The 6,000-nt window shown below is 68.7% G+C and carries 7 protein-coding genes; 4 read left to right on the top strand and 3 right to left on the bottom strand.

Going from position 1 to position 6,000, the window contains the following annotated elements:
* On the top strand, positions 1–265 hold a 265-nt coding region (locus BM085_RS44805), incomplete at its 5' end, for a hypothetical protein (RefSeq protein WP_177245368.1).
* A 412-nt stretch (positions 266–677) separates the two neighbouring features.
* Here BM085_RS44805 and BM085_RS31620 read toward each other — a convergent pair.
* Both BM085_RS31620 and BM085_RS31615 read right to left on the bottom strand, forming a co-directional pair.
* Entirely contained in the window at positions 678–1,571 is an 894-nt protein-coding gene (locus BM085_RS31620; RefSeq protein WP_093890489.1) for a hypothetical protein, read from the bottom strand.
* Positions 1,568–2,110: an RNA polymerase sigma factor gene (locus BM085_RS31615; protein WP_093890488.1), complete on the bottom strand. Its 543-nt coding sequence runs from the start codon at positions 2,108–2,110 to the stop codon at positions 1,568–1,570. The genes BM085_RS31620 and BM085_RS31615 overlap by 4 nt, the downstream gene beginning before the upstream one ends.
* 593 nt (positions 2,111–2,703) lie before the next feature.
* On the opposite strand from BM085_RS31615, the gene BM085_RS31610 reads away from it, so the two are divergent.
* Positions 2,704–3,057, top strand: a complete 354-nt coding sequence (locus BM085_RS31610) for a beta/gamma crystallin domain-containing protein (protein WP_093890487.1) — start codon at positions 2,704–2,706, stop codon at positions 3,055–3,057.
* Positions 3,058–3,131: 74 nt separating this feature from the next.
* Here BM085_RS31610 and BM085_RS31605 read toward each other — a convergent pair whose 3' ends face one another.
* A complete protein-coding gene (locus BM085_RS31605; RefSeq protein ID WP_218158881.1) occupies positions 3,132–3,383 on the bottom strand; it encodes a hypothetical protein in 252 nt (83 codons plus the stop codon).
* Positions 3,384–3,936: 553 nt separating this feature from the next.
* Here BM085_RS31605 and BM085_RS31600 point away from each other — a divergent pair.
* Together BM085_RS31600 and BM085_RS31595 are read left to right on the top strand one after the other, a co-directional pair.
* Positions 3,937–4,341 carry a hypothetical protein gene (locus BM085_RS31600; protein WP_093890486.1) on the top strand — a complete coding sequence of 135 codons (405 nt, stop codon included), beginning with the start codon at positions 3,937–3,939 and terminating at the stop codon, positions 4,339–4,341.
* A gap of 205 nt (positions 4,342–4,546) precedes the next feature.
* A complete protein-coding gene (locus BM085_RS31595) occupies positions 4,547–5,881 on the top strand; it encodes a serine hydrolase domain-containing protein (RefSeq protein ID WP_093890485.1) in 1,335 nt (444 codons plus the stop codon).
* Positions 5,882–6,000: the final 119 nt, after the last annotated feature.

Here is a 6,000-nt window from a genome sequence, read left to right as displayed (position 1 = left end):
ATGGGTGCAGGGAAGAAGCACCGATGACGGGTGGATCAGCTTCCCCAAAGACGGGCTGAATGTGTACCGGGACGGCAGCAGGAGCTGGGGGAACGTGGCGGCGGAGAAGGCCGACCTCAACGGCGTGAGCACCAAGTGGGTGCAAGGCAAAGACGACCGCGACGGGTGGATCGACTTCTCGTACTACGGGGTGAACGTGTTCCGACACGACGAGGGCACAAAGAGGTGGGGAGTCATAGGGGTCAACAGGATCGATCACCACTGACAACGTGTGGAATCACCAGGTCCGTTGCCGCTGGGTGCCGTACATGGGAAAGCCCGGCCCTCCTCCCTCGCCACCGGCGCCGACCTTGAACGAGCCGAGGGGCCGCTCAGTGACACTCTCATGACGCATCTACTGACACTGATGTTGTCCCGTAGCTCGTAGAACTTGAAGTGGCGGTCCCCGCCTCGGGGCCTACCTGGTGGTAGGTCTCGGGCAATCGCCAAATCACTCCGAGCAAGGAGACGGGGACCGTGAGCAAGACCTATCAGACCAAGGGACGGCTGCCGTGCCGGACGTGCTTCCTGCAGGTTGGGGATGTGGTTGCAGAGGGTGCCGCCCGAGATACCCAACAGCTGGGCCGGAAAGGGACGACGCCCTGACTGGAACCGGGCGCCGTCCCCCTGCTGCGGACTCAGTCCGGCATGTCGTACCACTGTGGTTCGGGGTGGGGGCTGGGGACGGGGCCCGCGTCCTTGCCGGGGGTCACGTACAGGTCGACGGTGTCGGAACTATGGAAGCGGGTGGACGCCACGATCCAGTCGTTCTTGATCCGGCTCGCCGGAACGGCCTCGTCGAACCACGAGATGCCGCCGTCGCCGCCGTCGAGGTACTGCCACACCAGCCGGTAGCCGGCCTTCAGCCCGCGCCGGCTCAGCTCGGTCCGCACGTCCGCGACCGTCTTGCCGTGGCTGGTGTACCCGGACAGGGCCTCATCACCTTCCGGGGCGAGGGGACCCTCGTCGACGTACGGCTCGCCCGGCTCGGCGGGACGGCCGACGCCGAACACCACGCGGCCGGGGAAGTCGGCCGGCATCCACACCTTCCCGCAGAACGCCGACGAGCACGGCCTGATCGTCTGAGTACCGATGCTGCCATGCCACTTGAAGCCGCCCGGGACGATGGGGCCGATCAGCTTCCCTACGTCGGACGGCGCCACCGGGACGACCTTGACCGTGACGTTCAGCCCCACCGCCCGGAACGCCTCCTCGAAGCTGCGGCGGTCGGCCGTGGGGTCGGTGATGTTCACACTGAAGTATCCATCGTTCTTCTTGATGGAGACGGCCGCGTTGGCGTAACTGGTCACCGGGCCGCCGACCAGGCCGATGCCGACGGCGACCGCCGCGGCCGCCGCCATGGTCGCGAGGCCCAGCACCAGCCCCCGGCGGACCTTATGGCCGGGCCGTGTCACGGTGACCGGTTCCCGCTCCTCGGACATGATCGCGTGCATGAGCGCCCGCGTCTCCGGCGCGGACGCCTCTCCGGCCAGGTCCTTGTCGCGCACGCGGGCGAGATCGGCGAGGTTCACAACGAACTCCCTTCCAGGGCGGTGGCACGAGGATGGTCGATCCCGGCTTTCGCCAGGCCCCGAGCGAAACGCTTGCGGGCGCGGTGGAGCCTGATCCGCACCGCGTTGCGGGAGATGCCGAGCATGCGGGCGATCTGCCCATGGTCGAGCTTCTCCCAGGCGACCAGGGAGAGCAGTTCCCGGTCGTCGTCCGGCAGGTCGCGGAAGACCCTCCCCATCTGCGGCATCTCGTCCTCCGGCGGGCGGGCCAGCGCGGGGGAGGCGGCGAGCCGCTCGCGCAGGGCCGCCGTACGCTGCTCGTGGCGCCGCTCGCCGCGCCGATGGTTGGCGAGCACGCGCCGGGCCACGCCGTACAGCCACAGCCTCGCCTCGTCGCCCTTGGGCACCTCCTCGATGCGCCGCCACGCGATGGTGAATGTCTCGGCCACCACGTCGGCGGCGGCCTCCGGGTGCGGGTAGCGGCGCAGGACGTACCCGAGTATGGGTTCGTAGGCGGATTCGTAGAGCTCCACGAACCGGCTACGGGGATCGGATCCCATCCGGTCTCCTTAACTGGATCATCGGTCATCTACATCCATGTCCGGAATTCTCAGGGCATTTCTATGAGGTTCTGCGGGTTTGGAACATCCCTCGGCTCCCGAAGAGCCCGGTGTGCACTTCTGCACGGCCCGCCGGCCACGCCGACCTCGCCCACCGGGCACGTCGACGCCGCCCCCCTGGTCGCGCATGGAGCGGCGGTGCAGTGGGGCACGGCCCGGACGCCGGGGACGTTCCTGGCGGATGCTCCGCTGAAGGTTCCGGCGGAGGTGATCGGGTTCGCCGCCGAGCGGCTTGATGCCGATCGAGTGGTCCTCCATGTCGGTGGACCCACGGCTCGTTGGCCGCGCGTGAGCGCCACGATCGGGTGACGCTCCGGCCCAACAGTTCGCGTTCGGAGTGTTGGCCGGACGGAGGGTGATATTACTTTGAGTTACCTAACAACCCCATCGCGTCACGGAAAGGCGCGGCCGCGAGGGGCCGCTCCGGTGCGCAGCCGGCCGTCTGCCGACCGGACGAAGCACCGTTCCGCCAGGACGCGACGTCACCAACAGGGCCGGGGCCGTGCGCGCCGGTCTCCGCAGGAGGAGAGTCTGTGATCTCGAAGAGCAAGAAGAACGCCCGTTCCATGGCCGTGGCGCTCGCCGCAACCGCCGCCTTCACCGTCACCATCCCGGGCGGCACCGCCTTCGCCATCGACCACGTCCAATGCGTTGGCGGCGAGAACTTCCTGAAGATCTGGTCACACCTCGACGGCCGCGAGAGCGTCGACTGCTACGCCAACGGCGGGAAGACCGACTTCGGCGGATGGTGGGTCGACCGGATCTCCACGGGCAACAACGACCTGATCTACTACGACGCCAACGGCGACTCGGTGAAGATCGAGCGCTGGCACGACATCACCTTCCCGAACCGCCCTCCGAAGGTCGTCGCCATCCAGATCGTGTGACACGTTGACATCCGGCTGCCGCTGGAATCGCCGGCCGGTCACACCCCGCAGGCGTGACCGGCGGCGGGCACTCCTCATGCCACCCCGAGCCCGCCTCCGGGGTCGCCCGCCAGGCCGCCCCGGCCTCCTGATGCGGTGGGCGACGGCGGGTAGTCGTCGACGGTCATGGAGTTGTAGAGGCGTGCGCTCTTGGTGGTGAGGCGGAGGAGGGCGCGGCTGGGTCCCGCGGGCAGGGCGGAGATCAGGCGGGCGCCCTGGGCCAGTCCCGAGACGCCGAGGCGGGACGTGGGGATCAGGGTCTTCGCCGCATCGCATGGACCAGCCAAGAAACACCCGCCAAGACCCACGCCTCTGGTGTCCTGCGCCGGTAGTCCGTCGTCAGGCCGTGTTTCGTGGATCATGGGACGGGATCGCGGAGCCAGAGCTTGATGGACGCGACGTCGATCGTGCCCTGGTAGATGACGTCGCGCGTGCCGAAGCGCGTGGCCACGACGTGGAAACTGCCGCAGCTTGTCGACGCGGCGCTCGACGGTGTTGTGTTCCTTGCGGCGGTCGGCATCGAAGTCGGGCGGGCGGACGCTCGGCTCTGAGACGGCCCGCAAGATCACCGGAGCCCTCGACCCAGCTGACCGGCCCTCGCGCTCGTCGTCGACCATGCGGTGTCGTGTCAGCGGCCGCGTCAGGACGGCAACAGCCCGGTATCAGAGCGGTCGGTGATCGTGGATGCCATGAACGGTTCAGCGATTGCGGCCTTGAGGGGGGAGATCCCCCGGGCGACCCGACCTGAGTAATCGAGATGCCCCGGGCACCAGCAGGACCGTATTCCACCATCCGCTCGCTCAATCGAATTTCGTCACAGTTTCAGAGGAGCACACCACCATGTCCGTCACCCTTTCCGACCAGGACAAGCTCACCCTGCGGACCGCCGCGTGGGGCGCCGTCTCGCTGATGTCCGCGGCTGGTGTCGCCGACTCGGCCCACAAGGTCGCCACTCACGGCTCCATCGCCCTGACCTCCGCGACCGGTCTGGTCGGGCACGTGCTCACCAAGGCGCCCAAGGGTGTGAAGTGGGGTAAAACCACAGCCGACCTGGCCGACCAGGTGTTGCCGGCCCTGACGGCGTCCATGACCCTGCTCAAGCAGCAGGCTCCGGCCGAGGCCGACAACTTCCGCAGTACCGTCATCGTCGCCATCGAAGCAGCCGCCCGGACCCACCAGGGCCAGCCCAGCCCCACCCTGGCCGAGATGATCCGCAAGATCACCGGAGCCCTCGACGTCGCTTGACGGCATGCCGACCCGCGCGGCAACAGCTGGTCACCGGGGTCCTGTCCGGCCCCCGTGGCACGGCGGCGTGCCGGGTCGGGGAAGGAGTCGAGCCCGGCCAGGGCGGCGTGCCGGTTGCCGGCCTACCGCCTCGCCCCCATCCCCTGTCGACCCCGAATCGCTCGGCGAGCTTTTCGCCTGAGCGCGACACCAGAGACGAGGAACCATGAAAACCCGATCCCTATTCGTGATCACGGCGACCAGAGCGCGCACCGACGGCGTGCACCAGCGCCCGGTCGTCCTCAGCAAGATCTTCCGGCGAGTGGCGGTGCCGGCGCTGGCGGCCGCGCTGCTGGCCGGGGTGGGCACACCTGCGGGGGCCGCAGCGGACAGCAGTACGGCCGTGTCGGAGGCCGCTGCCGGGCAGGACCGCCCGGAGCTGCAGAAGGCCATTCAGGAGATCGTCGATCTCGGTCTCGCCGGGGTGCAGCTGCGTGTGCACGATGAGCGGGGCGAGTGGGTCGGCAGCGCCGGGGTGCGCAAGCTCGGTCAGGCCGCCAAGCCGCCGACGAACGGGCGGTTCTGGACGGGTAGCGTCATCAAGCCCTTCACCGCGACCCTGGTGCTTCAACTGGTGGCCGAGGGCAAGATCGGGCTGGACAGCCCGGTGGCCGGCTACCTGCCCGAGCTCGGGCTGGACCGGCGGATCACCGTGCGGATGATGTTGCAGCACACCAGCGGGTTGTTCAACTACACCGGCGATTTCTACGACGGGAAGTACGTGCCGGGGATCCCCGGCAAGGGCAAAGAGTGGCTGGACAACCGGTTCCACACTTACCAGCCGGAGGAACTGGTACGGCTGGCGCTGTCCAAGCCGCCGAAGTTCGCTCCGGGAACGGGCCAGGACTACGCCAACACCAACTACACGCTGGCCTTGCTGCTGATCGAGAAGGTCACCGGCCGATCCTACGCCGAGGAGATGAAGCGGCGGATCCTGCGGCCGCTCGGGATGCGGGGCACCGTGGTGCCGGGCGCCCGGACGCAGCTCCCCGGGCCGCATGCCCATGGCTACTTCCGCTACCAGGACGCCGGCCAGTGGAAGGTGGTCGACGTCTCCCGCCAGAACCTCTCGCTGCTGGCCGGCGCCGGGGCCCTGATCTCGACCACCCAGGATCTCCAGACGTTCATCTCCGCGCTGATGGGCGGCAAGCTCCTGCCGGCCCCGCTGCTGGCCGAGATGCGCAAGCCGTACGGCAAGCTCGGCTACGGCTTCGGGCTGTTCGTGCAGGACCTGGGCCCGAACTGCGGCGGCACCGTCTTCCAGCACAACGGTAGTCCTCCGGAGGGCTACGGGGCGCTGATGTACAGCTCGCCCGACGGCAAGAAGACCCTGACCGCCTCGCTGACCACCGGGGACGCCGCAGTCGACCCGGCAGCGGTGTACCCGAAGCTGGTGGACAGGCTCCTCAAGGAGGTGTTCTGCGGCGGGCAGGCCGGCTCGGCTGACGAGGCCAAGCCGGCTCAGTCGACGGGGCCGGGCACCTCGGACCGTACGCCTTGAGGGCGGACCCCTTCCGGTGGTGCGTCAGGTAGAGCGCGAACCGGGCCACGCCGAGCTCGCTGAGTTCGGTGTGGCCGGTCCACAGGCGCGGACGCCGGGCCGAGCAGGTCGAGGAACGG

It is taken from the genome of Streptosporangium canum, assembly GCF_900113865.1.
Lineage (GTDB): Bacteria > Actinomycetota > Actinomycetes > Streptosporangiales > Streptosporangiaceae > Streptosporangium > Streptosporangium canum.
This window is presented reverse-complemented; position numbering and strand designations above follow the sequence as displayed.

What these genes read in the sequence shown, in the direction of transcription:
- BM085_RS31615 (WP_093890488.1), bottom strand. Translation starts at nt 2,110, where the DNA reads ATGGGATCCGATCCCCGTAGCCGGTTCGTGGAGCTCTACGAATCCGCC.
- BM085_RS31600 (WP_093890486.1), top strand. Translation starts at nt 3,937, where the DNA reads ATGTCCGTCACCCTTTCCGACCAGGACAAGCTCACCCTGCGGACCGCC.
- BM085_RS31595 (WP_093890485.1), top strand. Translation starts at nt 4,547, where the DNA reads ATGAAAACCCGATCCCTATTCGTGATCACGGCGACCAGAGCGCGCACC.